The organism is Caloramator quimbayensis (genome assembly GCF_900167605.1).
In the GTDB taxonomy this organism is placed as follows: domain Bacteria; phylum Bacillota; class Clostridia; order Clostridiales; family Caloramatoraceae; genus Caloramator_B; species Caloramator_B quimbayensis.
Map to the genome: position 1 here is coordinate 99,215 of NZ_FUYH01000007.1, position 16,832 is coordinate 116,046.

Here is a 16,832-nt window from a genome sequence, read left to right on the forward strand (position 1 = left end):
GCGAGCCGGGTATGGTGGAAGCCGGTACGGATAATATGTTGAATGGGTCCTTGAGCTGCTTTTCGAAATGAGTAGAAAAAGCCGTGTCCTGCGTTAAAGGTTAAGAGAGCTTAAAGCTAAATTGGGTGGTACCGCGGGTTGCTTCTCGTCCCATTGTGGATGAGAAGTTTTTTATTTATATTTGAGTATCTGATTATACTGCTGAATTAATTATATGAAGGAGGAAATTTGATATGAAAAAGGGAAGAATATTAACTGGTGATAGAACTACAGGAAAGCTGCATCTCGGACACTATTTTGGAAGCCTTCAAAACAGAGTAAAGCTTCAATATGAGTACGAGACATTTATTATACTTGCAGATGTGCAGGCACTAACAACTCATTTTGAAAACCCTGGCATGCTTTCAGAAAGCCTTCGAAACGTTGCAATAGACTATCTATCAGTAGGTATTGATCCTGAAATTTCTACTATTTTTGTTCAATCGCTTATACCTGAAATTGCAGAGCTTACTATTTATTATTCTATGTTTGTATCAGTTAACAGCTTAAGACACAATCCTACTATAAAGACTGAAGCAAAGGAAAGAGGTTATAATGATTTAACCTATGGATTTTTAGGGTATCCTGTTTCACAGGCTGCTGATATAAGTTTTTGCAAAGCTAATCTTGTTCCAGTTGGAGAGGATCAGGTTCCTCATATTGAAATGTGCCGAAAAATAGTAAGAAGGTTTAATGAACTTTACAAGCCTGTATTAGTTGAACCTCAGGCGCTTGTTGGAGAAGTTCCAAGGCTTGTTGGGCTTGATGGAAAACTTAAAATGAGCAAGAGCTATGGAAATGCCATTTATCTTTCGGAAAATTACGATGATATTATGAAGAAGGTTAGAGAAGCAGTAACTGACCCAAACAGGATAAAAAAGACAGATCCTGGTAATCCTGATATATGTACTGTTTTTTCCTATCAAAATATATTCAATAAAACAGAAAAAGAAAATATAGAAGAATTATGCAGAAGTGGAAGGATAGGATGTGTAGAGTGTAAGAGAATACTTGCAGGAAAAATAAATGAGCTTATTACTCCTTTTAGGGAAAAGAGGGCTTATTATGAGGCACATCCAAAACTTGTAGATGAAATTCTAATAGCTGGTACAAATAAAGTTAGAGAAGTTGCGAAGGAAACAATGCGTGAAGTTAGGGAAGCAATGAAAATAAATTATTTTGAATAAAAAGGCAGGATAAACCTGCCTTTAATATTGTATACTTTTTTATTTATTGCCCCATAGATTATCTTAATATTTTAAAATAATTATAAACTAATAAATATTTTATAAGCTTCTTAATACCTTCCCAAGCCTTTTAATACCTTCAACTATTTTTTCTTCTGTCATGTTTGAAAAATTAAGTCTAAAGTGATTTGAATGTCCTCCATTAGGGAAGAATGATCCTCCAGGTACAAAGGCTACATTTTCTTTTAAGCATATCTCAAGAATTTTTGCTGCATCTAATCCTTCAGGAAGTGTTACCCAAGTAAATAATCCTCCCTTTGGATAAGTGAAAGTACAATTTTCAGGGAATTCTTGTTTCATCGTTTCAAGCATAAGATCTCTTCTTTTCTTATATACTTCTTTTATTTTGTTAATATGGTCATTTAAATTATAATTTTCCATAAAGATAGCAGCTTCTCTTTGAGACATAGAGTTAGTTTGAAGATCTGCACCCTGCTTAACTATTATATATTTAGAGAGAATTTCTTTGTCTGCACATACCCAGCCTATTCTAAGACCAGGGCAGAATGTTTTTGAGAATGTACCGAGATAAACGACTATGCCATTTTTATCAAAACTCTTTATTGAAGGCAATACGTCACCTTCGTATATTAATTCTCCATAGGGATTATCTTCAATTATAGGAATGTTATATTTTTCTGCAAGCTCAACCATTCGTTTTCTTCTATCAACGGATAGAGTTTTTCCAGTTGGATTTTGGAAATCAGGAATAGTATATATGAATTTTGCAGTAGGATTTTCGGAAAGAGCTTTTTCAAGTTCTTCAATTATCATTCCATTGTCGTCCATTGGAACTTCAACAAATTTAGGTTCATAGGCTTTAAAAGCATTTATAGCTCCTAAATAACTTGGACTTTCACAAATAACTATATCATCTTTATCAAGAAAAATTCTTCCTGTAAAATCAAGACCCTGCTGTGAACCGCTTGTAACTAAAATATTGTTTTCATCAGCATTTACTCCAGATTTTTTCATTCTTTGTTCAGCTATAATTTTCCTTAGAGGTCTATATCCTTCGGTTGGACCATATTGAAGAGCGAGCTTGCCTTGATCTTCAAGAACTTTCTTTGTTACCAATTCCATTTCTTTTATAGGGAATAATTCAGGTGCCGGCATTCCGCCTGCAAAGGAAATGATTTCTGGCATCTCTGCAAGCTTTAAAAGCTCTCTTATTTCTGATGCCTTAAGATTACTCATTCTTTTAGCTAGTCTAAATTCCATAAAATAAAACACCTCCAAAAAATTTAAATAAAACAATAATAAAAGATAAAAATAATAGTTAGAAAAATATTAATTTTGAGTTAAAATATCCATATACATTATAACAAAATAACAGTTTTATAACAACATTTGATAAAAATATTCTGTATTATAATACACAAAATTAATAAATTATTATAAAATGAGGTGATTTAATTGTTAAAAATGCTTCATCTTGCCCTTACCTTACATCTATTATTTTGCATGGAATTTATGATTATATTCTTTTTTCAAGGATATATAATTATTTTATAATATTAATATTATTTGTTATTTATCTTTGGTCTATTAATTTATCTAAGCTTAACAGATATATAAATGAATCAAAGGAAGAAAATAAATAATATACATAAAATAAATTATGTAAACTATCAAATTATAAATACTAATTTACAAAAGAAAATATATTTGTGTATAATAAATATATTAAAATTCAATATATAATATATAAAGATAGAAGGGTTGATATAATTGGAAAGAGTACATAATAACAAAAAATATTTTATAGAAACCTATGGCTGTCAAATGAATGAAGAAGATTCTGAAAAACTTGCAAGTTTTTTAAAGGGTATGGGTTATATTAAGGCTGAAGATATAAATTCAGCTGATGTAATTTTATTTAATACATGCTGTGTAAGAGAACATGCTGAACTTAAAGTTTACGGCAATGTTGGAAGATTAAAAAAACTAAAAGAAAAAAGACCTGAAATAATAATTGCAATTTGCGGCTGCATGATGCAGCAAGAGGGTATACCTCAAGCTATAAAGAAAAAATTTCCTTTTGTAGACATAATATTTGGCACCCATAATATTCATAGATTTCCAGAGCTGCTTCAAAATGCACTTCAAAGCAATTCTACTATAATAGAAGTTTGGGATAAAGAAGAAGAAATAATTGAAGGCATTGAATCTGAAAGAGAAAGTGATATAAAGGCCTTTGTAACTATAATGTATGGATGCAATAACTTTTGTTCATATTGTATAGTACCTTATACAAGAGGGCGTGAAAGGAGCAGGAAACCTGAAGCAATTATTGAAGAGATAAAACAGTTAGCTTCAAAGGGATACAAAGAAATAACTCTTCTTGGCCAAAATGTAAATTCCTATGGAAAAGATATTGAAGGTATGAGCTTTGCAAAACTTTTAAGAATGGTAAATGAGATTGAGGGAATTGAAAGAATAAGATTTATGACTTCTCATCCAAAGGATTTAACTGATGATGTGATAGAAGCCATAAGAGATTGCGAAAAATTATGTGAGCATATTCATTTGCCTGTTCAGTCTGGAAGCACAAAAATACTTAAGAAAATGAATAGAAATTATACTAAGGAGAAATATCTTGAACTTGTTGATAAAATTAAAAGCAATATAAAGGATGTTTCAATTACTACAGATATTATAGTAGGCTTTCCAGGTGAAACAGAAGAAGACTTCAATGAAACTTTAGATCTTGTTTCAAAGGTTGAATATGATTCTGCCTTTACATTTATATATTCAAAGCGTAAGGGAACACCTGCTGCCGAATATGACGACCAAATACCCGATGATGTAAAACATGATAGATTTAACAGGCTTGTTGAACTTGTAAATAATATATGCGAAAGAAAAAATATGGAGTATAAAGATAAAATCGTTGAGGTATTAGTAGAAGGGCCAAGCAAAACTGATAAATCAAAGATTACAGGAAGAACAAGAAATGGGAAACTTGTTCACTTTACCGCTATTGATGAAAGTGATCTTAAGGGAAAACTTGTTAATGTCAAGATAACTCAGCCTCAAAATTTTATTTTATTAGGTGAATATATTAATACGATAAGATAGGGAGTTTTTCTCCCTTTTTTTATCTTACAAATATTTATAATCTATTATATAATTATATTTGATATAGCAAAGTTCGTCTTGCCTAAAAGGAGGAATTTATTTTGGCTTTAACACCTATGATGTTGCAATATCTTGAGATAAAGGATTCGTGTAAAGATTGTATACTATTTTTCAGGCTTGGAGATTTTTACGAGATGTTTTTTGAAGATGCAAAGACTGCGTCAAGGGAACTTGAAATAGCACTCACTGGAAGAGACTGCGGTCTTGATGAAAGAGCTCCTATGTGCGGAGTTCCCTATCATTCTGCTGATACATATATATCAAAGCTTATTGAAAAAGGATATAAGGTTGCAATATGCGAACAGGTAGAAGATCCTGCTTTAGCAAAAGGAATAGTTAAAAGGGAGATTATAAGGGTTGTAACTCCTGGAACTATAATAGAGAGCAACATGCTTGATGAAAGAGTAAATAATTATATTTCATGTGTTCTTTTGAATAAGGATAGTTTTTCCCTTTCAGTTTGTGATATTTCTACAGGTGAATTTTTAGTAACGAGCGGAGGGGGATCAATTTATAGAGTTATTGATGAGCTCTCTAAATATAACCCATCGGAATTAATTATAATCGATAATGATTTACCTATTGATAATAAAGCTGAAAAAATAATAAAAGATAGATTTAATCTGCTTTTAACCTATAAAAAACATAATGAGGATGATAATATATTTTTAAATAAAAAATTTTCTAATTTAGATGGATTTAATGAAAATGAGATAATTGTTTGTTCGTGCCTTTTTAATTATATTCGTGATAATCAAAAAAGCAGTCTTATGCAGATTACATCTATTAAAAAATATATGATTAATGATTTTATGGTCCTCGATTCAACAGCCAGAAGGAATCTTGAGCTGACAGAAACAATAAGAGGCAAAAGTTCAAAAGGTTCTCTGCTTTGGCTTCTTGATAAGACAAGAACTTCTATGGGAGGCAGAATGCTTAGAAAATGGATTGAGGAACCTTTGATAAGCACAGACGAGATTAATAAAAGGCTTGATGCTGTTGAAGAATTAATAAGCAATGTTTATGTCTGCGGTGATTTAAAGGAATTTTTGAAAAATATATATGATATTGAAAGACTAATCAGTCGAATAAGCTGTAGTGCTGCAAATGCAAGAGATTTAATGTCGCTTAAGGAGTCTTTAAAAAATCTTCCTGATATTAAATCTGCTTTATCGGAATGCAGATGTGAGATGCTGAGAAATATTTATAATGATTTTGATATACTTGAAGATATATATAATTTAATTGATAAATCTATATCGGATAATCCCCCTCTTACCCTTAAAGAGGGGGGAATCATAAAGGATGGATACAGTGCTGATGTAGATAAACTTAGAAATGCAATGAAAAACGGTAAGGGGTGGATTGCAGATCTTGAACAAAAAGAAAGAGAAATTACTGGTATTAAATCTTTAAAAGTAGGATACAATAAGGTTTTCGGATACTATATTGAAATCACAAAAAGCAATCTATCAAGCATCCCTGAAGGAAGATATATAAGAAAGCAGACACTATCAAATTGTGAAAGATATATAACTTCCGAGCTTAAAGAAATGGAGGATTTAATATTAAATTCTGAACAAAAGGTAATAGATATTGAATATCAGATATTTACTGAAATAAGGGATAAAGTAGCAAGAGAAGTTGTTAGAATACAAAAAACTGCAAGGCAGATTTCTATTGTAGATTCACTTTTATCCTTTGCAATTGTTTCTTTTGAAAACAATTATTCAAAACCAGTAATAACGAATGATGGAATAATAAAAATAGAAGAAGGGCGCCATCCTGTTGTAGAGAAGGTTTTAAACAGCATATTTGTTCCAAACGACACATATCTCGATTTAAAGGATAATATGATAGCGATAATAACAGGACCAAACATGGCTGGAAAATCAACATATATGCGTCAAGTTGCTCTTATAACTTTAATGGCTCAAATTGGGTGCTTTGTTCCTGCAAAGTCAGCGAGCATTTCTATAGTTGACAGGATATTTACGAGAATAGGAGCATCAGATGATTTAGCATCAGGACAAAGTACTTTTATGGTTGAGATGTCTGAAGTTTCAAATATACTTCAAAATGCTACAAAAAACAGCCTGATACTTCTTGATGAGGTTGGGCGAGGAACAAGTACCTTTGATGGACTGAGCATTGCTTGGGCTGTAATAGATTATATAAGCAAAAAAATTGGAGCAAAAACTTTGTTCGCAACCCATTATCATGAGCTTACTGAACTGGAAGGAAAGCTTAGCGGAACTAAAAATTACTGCATTTCTATTAGAGAACATGGCGATGATATAATCTTTTTAAGAAAAATTATTCGCGGCGGTGCGGATCAAAGTTATGGAATTCAAGTTGCAAAACTATCAGGGCTTCCAGATGAAGTTGTTATAAGGGCAAGGGAAATATTAAGTAAGCTTGAAGAGAGCGACATTAATAAAGGTATAAAATTAAACTTAAAGCAGGATGAAGTTGCTGCTACAATAGTTTGTGAAGATAAAAAGGAAATTAATCTTTTTAATTTTAAGGAAAACGAAATAATTGCTGAACTTAAAGAGTTAGATATTATGAATATGACTCCTATGGATGCGATTAATCATCTATATAGGCTGTGTACTAAGGCTAAAAAGATTTAGGAGTGGTATAATGAGCAATATAAAGGTTTTGGATGAAAAAACTATAAACAAAATTGCTGCTGGAGAGGTTGTTGAAAGACCAGCCTCCATTATTAAGGAATTAGTCGAAAACTCAATAGATTCAGGAGCAGATGAAATAATTGTCGAAGTTAATAATGGAGGAATTACTTATATAAAAGTATGCGATAATGGATGCGGAATTGAATATGATGATTTAGATAAGGCTTTTTTAAGACACGCTACAAGTAAAATAAGAACTGAAGATGATCTTAATACAATAGCTACATTAGGATTCAGAGGTGAAGCTCTTGCAAGCATTGCGGCAGTTTCAAAGGTTGAGATGATATCTAAAACTAAAGAAAATGATATTGGAGCTAAAATTATAATTGAAGGAGGAAAGATATTATCAAAGGAATACTGCGGTTCGCCGACAGGAACAATAATTACTGTTCAGGATGTTTTTTTTAACACACCAGCAAGGCTTAAGTTTTTAAAATCACAAAGAAGTGAAGGAATGTATATTACTGAAACTATGCAGAATTTAGCAATGTCTCATACAGATGTTTCATTTAAATACAGATTGAATGATAAACTTATATTTGCAACAAGAGGGGATGGAGATTTAAAATCAGTACTTCTATCGATTTATGGAAAAGAAATCGTTAATAATGTAATAAGATTAGATTACAGCGGCAGTATAGCAGCCATTAAAGGGTATATAGGCAGCAGCAGCATTGCAAAGGGCAGCAGAAGCGGTCAATCGGTATTTGTAAATAGAAGATATGTAAAAAACAAGGTTGTAGCAGCTGCAGCTGAAGCTGCATATAAATCGATGCTTACAATAAACAAATATCCCTTTTTTGTTATAGAAATGTTTTTAAATCCAGAACTTGTTGATGTAAATGTTCATCCATCAAAATCTGAAGTTAAGTTTCAAGATGACAATGCTGTTTTTAAGGATGTTTTTAATGGTGTAAAAAATGCTTTATTATCTGAAAAGGTGATTCCTGATATAAAAGAATCAAAAAGTGAAATTATTAAAGATATACCTAAAATAAACTATGAACAACAAAAAATGATATTTCATGATACTGAGAAGATAAAGGAAAGCACAGAAAAGCCTTATAGAGATTTATACGAAAAAGAAGATAATATTTATGATGAAAAAAATAAAGAAGTTTTACAAAAAGAAGTTTTAGTTGAAAATAATAAATTTGATTCTCAAAATTTAACAAATCAGAAGGAACCTAAAATAGAGCCTTTATCAATTATCGGACAGATGCACTTTACCTATATTGTCGCGGAAGGAGAAAATGATTTATATATTATAGATCAGCATGCTGCACATGAGAGAATATACTATGAAAAATATGTAAACGACTATAATAATTCTAAGATATATAGTCAAAACGTTGCAATACCTATTATTATGAACCTTTCAATAAGTGAAAAACAGCTAATATTAGAGAGTATTGATTTCTTTAGCAGATTTGGTTATCAAATAGAGGACTTTGGAGGAAATTCAATTTCAATAAGAGCAGTACCTGTTATTTATGGAAATCCCAATTATAAAGAATTATTTAATGAGATATTGTCTATACTTAATAACAAAGAAAATCAGAGAATAAATGTTATAGACAGAATAATATTTACTTTATCATGTAAAAGCGCTGTAAAATCAGGTGATAAGCTGAATTATAAAGAAATGCATGAACTCATTGAAAACCTAAGGTATTGTGAAAATCCTTTTACTTGTCCCCATGGCCGTCCTACGATAATTAAGATGACACTAAATGAACTTGAAAAAAGATTTAAAAGGATTCAGTAGGTGATAGGATGAAAAAAAATATAGTTATAATAGCCGGGCCGACAGCATCAGGAAAAACTTTATTATCCATTGAACTTTCAAAAATAATAAATGGAGAAATAGTTTCTGCTGATTCAATGCAGATTTATAAATATATGGATATAGGCTCTGCAAAACCTACAATCGATGAGATGCAGGGTATACCACACCATATGATAGATATTATTGAGCCGGAAGAAGAATTCAGCGTGGCACTATATAGGCAAAAAGCGGGAGAGTGTATAGATGATATTATAAGCAGAGGCAAAATGCCTGTTGTGGTCGGCGGTACAGGTCTTTATATAAACTCCCTTACTTATCCTTTAGATTTTACTAATACTTCACAGGATAAAGAGTATAGATTATATCTTCAAAAATTAGCTGAAAATTACGGTGGAGAGTATATACATAATATGCTGAGGGAAATCGATGCAGAATCTGCAGCAAGGCTTCACCCTAACGATATAAAAAGAATTATAAGAGCACTTGAAGTTTATAAAAATACAGGAAAAACTATGACTGAGTATATATTAGAATCAAGAAGTAAAGAAATTGAATATAATTTAGCATATATGGGGCTTTACATGGATAGGCAAAAGTTATATGATAGAATAAATAAAAGAGTTGATGAAATGTTTGAAAAAGGTCTTGTAGATGAGGTTAAAAAATTAAAGAATATGGGATATAATAAAAATATGACATCGATGCAGGGTATAGGGTATAAAGAAGTATTTGATTATCTTGACGGCATTTATACTTTAGATGAAGTAAAGGATATAATAAAACAAAACACAAGGCATTATGCAAAAAGACAGCTTACCTGGTTTAGAAGGGAAGAGAGGATACACTGGATAGATATTGATAAGTTTAACGATGTTGATGAAATTTTGGAAAATATGATTTACTATATTGAAAGCAAATTTAATCTCGTATAGAATAATATTATATTATAAACTTATTTTACCTTGGAGGATGATGCTATGAATAAAAATGCTAATAATCTTCAGGATGTTTTCCTAAATCAAGCTAGAAAAAATAAAATAGGAGTTACAATACATCTTGTTAATGGATTTCAGCTTAAAGGACTTGTTAAAGGATTTGACAGTTTTACAGTAATACTTGAAAATGAAGGCAAGCAGATTATGGTTTATAAGCATGCAATATCAACTATAACTCCATTAACTCCTGTGCTTTATACTACACTTAGCAGCTATGGAGAAGATAAAGAATGATTAATGCCCTCTATTTGAGGGTATTTATTTTGTGTTTATTGATTCATAATACTTTGTATTGACTTGGAGGTTACAAATGCTTGAAATATCAAAGGATATGATAAAAAAGTGTTTCAATATTTCAGATGAAGTTATTTATATTTCTGAGAAAGCTCTGCAGGATGTTTTAAATACATTCAGCCAGATAGATGATATTAAAGAATATAATCAGGCTAAGGTTCTTTATGCTATGCAGTCAGAAAGGCTTAGCGATGCTCATTTTACTAATACAACTGGTTATGGATATGGAGATATAGGAAGGGATACATTAGAGAGGGTATATTCAAGAATATTTTCCTGTGAGGATTCGTTAGTAAGGCCACATATAGTTTCAGGAACACATGCTATAACCCTTGCTTTGACAGGAAATTTAAGACCTAATGATACTCTTTTATCTATAACAGGAAAACCCTATGATACTCTTTTGCAGGTTATAGGAATTGAAGGAGAAAACAATGGTTCATTAATGGAATATGGAATAAAATATAAACAGGTTGAACTTTTAAAAGAGGGTAAAATAGATATTAATTCTGCAGTTGAGGCTGTTAAAAACGATAAAACAATAAAGATGATTGAAATTCAGCGTTCAACGGGATATGGATGGAGACCTTCTCTTAGTCTTTCAGATATTAAAGAGGCAATAAATGCGATTAAATCCATAAGGGAAGATATAATATGTTTTGTAGATAACTGCTATGGGGAATTTATCGATATTTTAGAACCTACAGAAGTTGGGGCTGATTTAGCAGCAGGTTCATTAATTAAAAATATAGGAGGAGGAATCGCTCCAACAGGAGGATATGTATGCGGTAAGAAGAAATATGTAGAACAGGCAGCATACAGGCTTACTGCGCCAGGACTTGGAAAAGAGTGTGGTTCTACCTTTGGAGTTATAAGGCAGATGTTTCAAGGATTGTTTTTAGCCCCCCATATCACAGCAGAGGCGTTAAAATCTGCAATATTTTGTTCGAGGCTTTTAGAATTAGCTAATTTTGAGGTGTCCCCAAAATATTATGAAAAGAGAAGCGATATTATTCAGGCAATTAAGTTTAATAATAGAGATGATCTTATAAATTTCTGTAAAGGTATACAAAAGGGTTCGCCCGTTGATTCCTTTGTAGAATGCGAGCCTTGGGATATGCCGGGATATACTGATGAGGTTATTATGGCAGCAGGAGCATTTATTCAGGGATCTTCTATTGAACTTAGCGCTGATGCTCCTATACGTCCTCCATATATCGCATATCTTCAGGGAGGGCTGACCTTTGAGCATGCTAAAATAGGAATAATGATAGGCCTTTCTAATGTTTTGAATAATAAAAAGTAAAACAAAAGTCCCTAATAAGGGACTTTTTACTTTATCTTTCTAAACAAGCCGACAGCCTTTCCAAGAATTTTACAGTCATTAACTATGATAGGATCCATATTCGGATTTTCAGGCTGAAGTCTTATATATTCCTTTTCTTTATAAAATCTTTTAACTGTTGCACTATCTTCAACGAGAGCTACAACTATATCTCCGTCATTTGCAATTAATTGCTGCTCTACTATAATATAATCTCCGTCTAATATACCGCATCCAATCATGCTGTCACCTTTTATTTGAAGCATAAACATATTGCTGTTGTTTGGAAAATAATTTAGAGGTAGAGGAAATTTATCCTCTATGTTTTCTACTGCAAGTATAGGCTGACCGGCAGCAACAGAACCTACTATAGGAACAGCAATGATTTCTTTATCATATGTTGTTTCATCAAGTATTTCAATGGCCCTCGGCTTTGTTGGATCCCTTCTTATAAATCCCTTCTTTTCAAGTTTTTCAAGATGACCGTGAACGGTAGAAGTTGATTTAAGACCTACAGCACTGCATATTTCTCTAACAGATGGAGGGTAACCTTTTATGGATATTTCGTGCTTTATAAAGTCCAGAATTTCCTGCTGCTTATCAGATATATCATTATTTATCATGATTTACACTCCTTAGCGATGAAATTTATATAAATTATAGCATAATAATGAAAAATATGCAAACCTGTGTTCGAATCATGTTGACAACAGAACAAAAGTTCTATATACTATAATCAGAACATATGTTCAATGATTTGATAGAAACTTTAAAAGAAAGAGGGGATTTTAAATGAAGTCAAAGAGAAAATATTTTTTTATTATTGTTTTTGCAGCAATACTTGTTATGTTTTTCGTATTTGAAAACAAAACAAAAGCAGAGAATACATATACAAGAGTTACTATATATAAAGGAGATACTTTGTGGAAAATAGCAAAGGAGTATGGTCCCAAAAATAAAGACATTCGAAAAACTATTTATGAAATAAAAAAGATAAATAATTTAGAAACATCTATTTTAATTCCAGGAGAGCAGCTCATTATACCTGCCGATTGATTTATATTTACTTCTATTTAAATTTTGGTATAATCTATTATGAAATTATTTAATAGCAGCAAATTTAGTGCTTACATAATAACTGTAAAATTAATTATAAAGGAATGATGATATGGAAAAAATATGCGTTCTAAATTCAAATAAAATCTGCGATGAATGCAATATGTGTAATATATGCGATTTAAATCCTGAAAAATTGTGCGATAACTGCGGAAGATGCCTTGAAGATAACAAAGATTATATAGAAATTAGAATTGATGGCATTTTAGATAATGAAGAAGAGCTATCAGATTATATATATGATGAAACCATAGAAAATTTAGATGATGAATTTGAATATGATGAAGAGGATGCATTTAACGATTCTTTGTATATAGAGGATATACCTGAATTGAAAGAAGAATATGATAAAAAAATAAATAAAATTTTAAAAAGAAAAGAGTAGAGGAGAGTTCTACTCTTTTAGTTTTCTTCTGATAGTGGATTAGATTTAATAGCTTCTCTTAGCTTTTCATCGTCAATATGGGTATATATTTGAGTTGTAGATACGCTCTCATGACCTAATATTTGCTGAAGAGCTCTAATGTCTACATGACCATACTTATACATGAGCGTAGCAGCAGTATGTCTTAATTTATGAGGTGTATATTTATCATCAAAAAGACCTGCTTTTTTAATAAATTTTTTAACGAGCACTTCCACAGTAAGCTTGCTTATTCTTTGCTTTCTTTCACTCAAGAAAAGAGCATCCTTATCTTTTACGCCATCCTTAGGCCTTACTAAAAGGTAGCTTTCTATTGCTTTTATGCAGGCAGAGTTTAAGTATACAGTTCTTTCTTTATTGCCTTTTCCAACAACAGTCAAAGTATCTCCCTTTATCTTATTTATGTCTATACTTACAAGCTCGGATAATCTTAAGCCGCAGTTTAAAAACAATACAAGGATTGCATAGTCTCTTTCTTTATTCCTGCCGTCAACAATACTCAGAAGCTGCCTGCTTTGTTCTAATGTAAGATATACTGGATGTCTTTTTTCTATTTTGGGAGATTCCAGCTCCCTTGCAGGATTTTCCTTTATTATTTTAACTTTTGTTTCGAGATAGTTGAAAAAAGACTTTATAGAAGCAGTTTTTCTGGCCCTTGCATAGGCGCTGTTGTCTCGTTTTAAAGTAACATAATTTATAAAAGAATATAAATCAGAAAGTCTAATCGATTTTATAAAATCCTCATCAATGTCACCTATATAAACATCATCTATATCATTTTTTATGTTTTTTTTTATTTTCTTTGTGTACTTTAAAAACAGTCTTAAATCCGTTTTATAACCATCTATAGTATTAGGTGATTTTCCTTTTATAGTATATAGGTATCCTAAAAAGTCGTTTAATATCGAAGGCAGATTTTCGTCATAAATCTCAAGATGTTCTTCCATAGTATCCCCTCCCCCAAATTTCATTAACATTATGCTAAATTATTATTTAGCATAATGTTTTTTGCTGCTGCTCCAATAATTATTTGGCTTGCTTTGATGACTTTGAGATTTTCTTTTGTTTTTAGATTTTTTATTATTGCTCCCAAGCTCAAGAAGAAGAAAAAAGGATAAAGCTGCAAAAAACATTATTGAAACTATAAAAAGTAAAATTCTAAATATCATTTAACATCACCTCGAATTTATGTAATTTTAGATGTTATCTTATGCTGTTAATATCGAGGTTTTTCTTATATGTATTAACGATACATTCTATAACAGCGCTTCTAAATCCTTTTTCCTCGAGGGTTCTAACTCCTTCAATAGTTGTACCTCCAGGTGAACATACCATATCCTTTAGTTCTCCAGGGTGTTTTTGAGAAAGCATAGCGAGTTTTGAGCTTCCAAGCAGTGTCTGCTGTGCTGCTTTATAAGCTTCTTCTCTTGGAATTCCAAGGAGTACAGCAGCATCAGCCATAGCCTCTATAAAAATAAAAGCAAAGGCAGGACCGCTTCCGGATATTGCTGAATAAGCATTTATATAGTTTTCCTTTGTTTCAACAACACAGCTGAAGGACTTAAGTAAACTCATTACAGTATTTTTCTCCTTTTCATCAATAAGATTATCAAAACATACTGCAGTAAAACCTTCTCCGACTAATGCGGGAGTATTAGGCATTATCCTTACAACTTTCTTGCTGCCTATTATTTGCTTTATGCTATCTATTTTAAAGCCTGCAGCCATTGATATTATTACAGAGCCATCTTCAATTACGCCTTTAACATCATTTAGTACATCGCTATAAACATTTGGTTTGATAGCTAAAAATATATATTTGCTTTTTTTAAAAACATCATGACTGCTTTTACAAATGTTAATGCCGTTTTTAGACATAATCTCAAGCTTGCTTTTGTCAGTATCGTATACAAAAATATCATCACTTTTTATATTATTTTTTAACATTCCATTTATCATTGCATTTGCCATGTTTCCGCATCCAATAAAACCTATCATTTAAATACCTCCTGCTTTTTTTATTACATTTTATCATAAAAATTAATCATTGATAACACATTTAATATTTTAATAACATCGGTGGATAACTCGTGTTAATAATCTTGCATTTTATAGCGTGTTACTTTCATGTTTATATAATTTTTTCGACTTTTGTAATTGATAAACATTATCAAATATAAAAAATATAATCTGTCGAAAGAAAAAATAATCTATATATTTATTTTCGACAGATTATATTAAAAAGAAAGGGGTTGTTAACAAATAAACAATCCCTTTCTTTTTATTATTAAACATTTATATCAATATTCATTTTTTCGCTGCATTCTGTTAAAATAGGATCTACATCTGATTTTATATATTCTTCCACCTGCTCTTTAGCTCTTCCGATGAAATTTTCAGCTTTTAATGCATCAATTATATCATCTTTATCGAGCTTAAATGCTGTATCGCTGCATATTCTCTCGATTAAATCATTGCTTTCTCCCATTTGTTTAACTTTCTTTGCGGCTTCCATAGAATGAATTCTTATTCTTTCATGCAGTTCCTGCCTATCCCCTCCTTTTTTAACTGCCTCCATTAATATGTTTTCGGTTGCCATGAAGGGGAGTTCTTCTTTTATGTGCTTTTCTATTACCTTCTCATATACTACCATATTAGATGTAATATTTATATATAGATTTAGTATGCCGTCTACTGCAAGGAATGACTCAGGAATTACAATTCTTCTATTTGCTGAATCATCAAGAGTCCTTTCGAACCATTGTGTTGATGCGGTTATTGCAGGATTTAATGAATTAATAATAACATATCTTGAAAGAGAAGATATTCTTTCGCTTCTCATTGGATTTCTCTTATATGCCATTGCTGATGAACCAATTTGATTTTTCTCAAAGGGTTCTTCTATCTCCTTTAAACTTTGGAGTATTCTTATATCGTTGCTGAACTTGTATGCGCTTTCTGCAATTGAGGATAAGGCATTAAGAACTATCATATCCTGCTTCCTTGTATATGTTTGGCCTGTAACTTTAAAATATTTGTTTTTAAAGCCCATTTTTTCACATATAATATCATCAAGTTTTTTAACTTTTTCATGCTCATTTTCAAATAGGTTTAGGAAACTTGCCTGAGTACCAGTTGTTCCTTTAACACCTAATAGTTTTAAGTTATCTATTACAAAATCGAGGTATTCAAGGTCACAGACTAAATCCTGAATCCAAAGGCAAGCTCTTTTTCCTACTGTTGTAAGCTGTGCTGGTTGAAGATGAGTGAAAGCAAGGGTTGGCAGGTTTTTATATTCCATTGCAAAATCCCTGAGATTTTTTAAACATTGCAATAGCTTTTTTCGTATTAAAAGAAGTCCTTCCTTCATTATTACAACATCAGTGTTATCTCCTACATAACAGCTTGTAGCTCCAAGGTGAATTATAGGTTTCGCTTTTGGACATTGAATTCCATAGGCAAATACATGGGACATAACATCATGCCTTGTTTCTTTCTCTCTTTTCTCAGCTTCCTCATAGTTTATATCATGAATATGCTGCTTCATTTCATCTATTTGGTCCTGTGTAATGTTAAGACCTAATTCTTTTTCAGTTTCTGCAAGAGCAATCCAAAATTTTCTCCATGTAGAAAATTTGTTATCATCAGAAAATATGTTAGACATTTCTTTGCTTGCGTATCTTTTTATAAGCGGGCTTTCATATAAATCATGCATATTTTTATCATCTCCTACGAATATTTTTTAATTATTAGTGTAGATTTTACGC

15 protein-coding genes and 1 other annotated feature (1 of these 16 cut by a window edge) are annotated in these 16,832 nt (G+C 31.4%); of the genes, 9 read left to right on the forward strand and 6 right to left on the reverse strand.

Annotated elements, in window-relative coordinates; translation table 11 throughout:
* Nucleotides 1-156: a binding site (T-box leader), on the forward strand; it begins 44 nt to the left of the window's first position.
* Between the two features lie 77 nt (nucleotides 157-233).
* Nucleotides 234-1,226 carry a tryptophan--tRNA ligase gene (gene trpS / locus B5D15_RS06200; RefSeq protein ID WP_078696252.1) on the forward strand — a complete coding sequence of 331 codons (993 nt, stop codon included), beginning with the start codon at nucleotides 234-236 and terminating at the stop codon, nucleotides 1,224-1,226.
* 99 nt (nucleotides 1,227-1,325) lie between these two features.
* Here trpS and B5D15_RS06205 read toward each other — a convergent pair whose 3' ends face one another.
* Nucleotides 1,326-2,507, reverse strand: a complete 1,182-nt coding sequence (locus B5D15_RS06205; protein WP_078696253.1) for an aminotransferase-like domain-containing protein — start codon at nucleotides 2,505-2,507, stop codon at nucleotides 1,326-1,328.
* A gap of 510 nt (nucleotides 2,508-3,017) precedes the next feature.
* Here B5D15_RS06205 and miaB point away from each other — a divergent pair.
* The 6 genes from miaB (at nucleotide 3,018) to B5D15_RS06235 (ending at nucleotide 11,507) form a co-directional block, all read left to right on the forward strand.
* Entirely contained in the window at nucleotides 3,018-4,367 is a 1,350-nt protein-coding gene (gene miaB / locus B5D15_RS06210) for a tRNA (N6-isopentenyl adenosine(37)-C2)-methylthiotransferase MiaB (RefSeq protein ID WP_278305572.1), read from the forward strand.
* A 98-nt stretch (nucleotides 4,368-4,465) separates the two neighbouring features.
* Nucleotides 4,466-7,063, forward strand: a complete 2,598-nt coding sequence (gene mutS / locus B5D15_RS06215) for a DNA mismatch repair protein MutS (RefSeq protein ID WP_078696254.1) — start codon at nucleotides 4,466-4,468, stop codon at nucleotides 7,061-7,063.
* Nucleotides 7,064-7,073: 10 nt separating this feature from the next.
* On the forward strand, nucleotides 7,074-8,891 hold the full coding sequence (gene mutL, locus B5D15_RS06220; RefSeq protein WP_179122213.1) for a DNA mismatch repair endonuclease MutL: 1,818 nt from the start codon (nucleotides 7,074-7,076) through the stop codon (nucleotides 8,889-8,891).
* An 8-nt stretch (nucleotides 8,892-8,899) separates the two neighbouring features.
* Nucleotides 8,900-9,844, forward strand: a complete 945-nt coding sequence (miaA, locus tag B5D15_RS06225; protein ID WP_078696256.1) for a tRNA (adenosine(37)-N6)-dimethylallyltransferase MiaA — start codon at nucleotides 8,900-8,902, stop codon at nucleotides 9,842-9,844.
* Between the two features lie 45 nt (nucleotides 9,845-9,889).
* Nucleotides 9,890-10,141 (forward strand): RNA chaperone Hfq, encoded by a 252-nt coding sequence (gene hfq / locus B5D15_RS06230; protein WP_078696257.1) that lies wholly within the window; start codon nucleotides 9,890-9,892, stop codon nucleotides 10,139-10,141.
* A 76-nt stretch (nucleotides 10,142-10,217) separates the two neighbouring features.
* Nucleotides 10,218-11,507: a methionine gamma-lyase family protein gene (locus B5D15_RS06235; RefSeq protein WP_078696258.1), complete on the forward strand. Its 1,290-nt coding sequence runs from the start codon at nucleotides 10,218-10,220 to the stop codon at nucleotides 11,505-11,507.
* 26 nt (nucleotides 11,508-11,533) lie between these two features.
* Here the strand turns inward: B5D15_RS06235 and lexA are convergent, their stop codons facing one another.
* Nucleotides 11,534-12,148 carry a transcriptional repressor LexA gene (gene lexA, locus B5D15_RS06240; protein WP_078696259.1) on the reverse strand — a complete coding sequence of 205 codons (615 nt, stop codon included), beginning with the start codon at nucleotides 12,146-12,148 and terminating at the stop codon, nucleotides 11,534-11,536.
* Nucleotides 12,149-12,317: 169 nt separating this feature from the next.
* Here lexA and yneA point away from each other — a divergent pair, with 169 nt between their 5' ends.
* Both yneA and B5D15_RS06250 read left to right on the forward strand, forming a co-directional pair.
* On the forward strand, nucleotides 12,318-12,581 hold the full coding sequence (gene yneA / locus B5D15_RS06245; protein ID WP_078696260.1) for a cell division suppressor protein YneA: 264 nt from the start codon (nucleotides 12,318-12,320) through the stop codon (nucleotides 12,579-12,581).
* 112 nt (nucleotides 12,582-12,693) lie between these two features.
* Nucleotides 12,694-13,026 (forward strand): hypothetical protein, encoded by a 333-nt coding sequence (locus B5D15_RS06250; RefSeq protein WP_078696261.1) that lies wholly within the window; start codon nucleotides 12,694-12,696, stop codon nucleotides 13,024-13,026.
* A gap of 17 nt (nucleotides 13,027-13,043) precedes the next feature.
* Here the strand turns inward: B5D15_RS06250 and B5D15_RS06255 are convergent, their stop codons facing one another.
* The 4 genes from B5D15_RS06255 to purB all read right to left on the reverse strand — a co-directional run bounded on the left by B5D15_RS06255 (nucleotide 13,044) and on the right by purB (nucleotide 16,780).
* Nucleotides 13,044-14,012, reverse strand: a complete 969-nt coding sequence (locus B5D15_RS06255; protein WP_078696262.1) for a tyrosine recombinase XerC — start codon at nucleotides 14,010-14,012, stop codon at nucleotides 13,044-13,046.
* A gap of 42 nt (nucleotides 14,013-14,054) precedes the next feature.
* Entirely contained in the window at nucleotides 14,055-14,234 is a 180-nt protein-coding gene (locus B5D15_RS06260; RefSeq protein ID WP_078696263.1) for a hypothetical protein, read from the reverse strand.
* 34 nt (nucleotides 14,235-14,268) lie between these two features.
* A complete protein-coding gene (gene proC, locus B5D15_RS06265) occupies nucleotides 14,269-15,063 on the reverse strand; it encodes a pyrroline-5-carboxylate reductase (protein WP_078696264.1) in 795 nt (264 codons plus the stop codon).
* A 289-nt stretch (nucleotides 15,064-15,352) separates the two neighbouring features.
* Nucleotides 15,353-16,780 (reverse strand): adenylosuccinate lyase, encoded by a 1,428-nt coding sequence (purB, locus tag B5D15_RS06270; RefSeq protein ID WP_078696265.1) that lies wholly within the window; start codon nucleotides 16,778-16,780, stop codon nucleotides 15,353-15,355.
* Between the last annotated feature and the right edge of the window lie 52 nt (nucleotides 16,781-16,832).